The 554-nt window shown below is 70.2% G+C and carries 1 protein-coding gene; it reads left to right on the forward strand.

What is annotated here, in order from left to right:
• Nucleotides 1-28 precede the first annotated feature (28 nt).
• Nucleotides 29-370, forward strand: coding sequence for a hypothetical protein (locus G3I78_RS47270; RefSeq protein ID WP_203616500.1), 342 nt, complete (start codon nt 29-31; stop codon nt 368-370).
• Nucleotides 371-554 lie beyond the last annotated feature (184 nt).

The following is a 554-nucleotide window of genomic DNA, read 5'->3' on the forward strand; positions in this document are numbered from 1 at the left end:
GCAGGCCGCCAACCCGCAGACGCTGTAGGTGAACATCGACTCCGAGCACGTCGAGGAGTCCGCCGAGTTCATCGAGTTCTTCACCGACACGGAGAACCTCGCCGCGCTCAACGAGGCGGACGCGCTCATCCCGGCCACGACGTCGGCCCAGGAGGCCATGGCGTCCTCGCTCGGCGACGAGAACGGCTGGTCGACGATCCTCTCGTCCGGCCAGTACCTCACGTCGGCGCCGTACCTGTTCGTCGACGCGTACGCGCAGTGGAAGGACACGGTCGCGACGCCCGCGTACCAGAAGTTCCTCGCCCAGGAGATCGACGCCGACCAGCTCGCGACCGAGCTCGAGGCCGGCTGGGACGAGATCACCAAGTAGCAGGACAAGCGGCGGGGCGGTGGTTGCGCGACCGCCCCGCCGGGAACAGCGGCCCGCACGGGTCGCACCGGGCGCGACGAGCGCCGACGAGAGATCGACAGGGAGTGGACCGTGACCTGGCTGGACGACCGAGCGGTGGCAGTGATCACCGGAGCGGCGGTGGGGGAGGCGCTGGACGCGGCCG

It is taken from the genome of Streptomyces sp. SID13726 (genome assembly GCF_010548375.1).
Classification (GTDB): Bacteria; Actinomycetota; Actinomycetes; order Streptomycetales; family Streptomycetaceae; genus Streptomyces.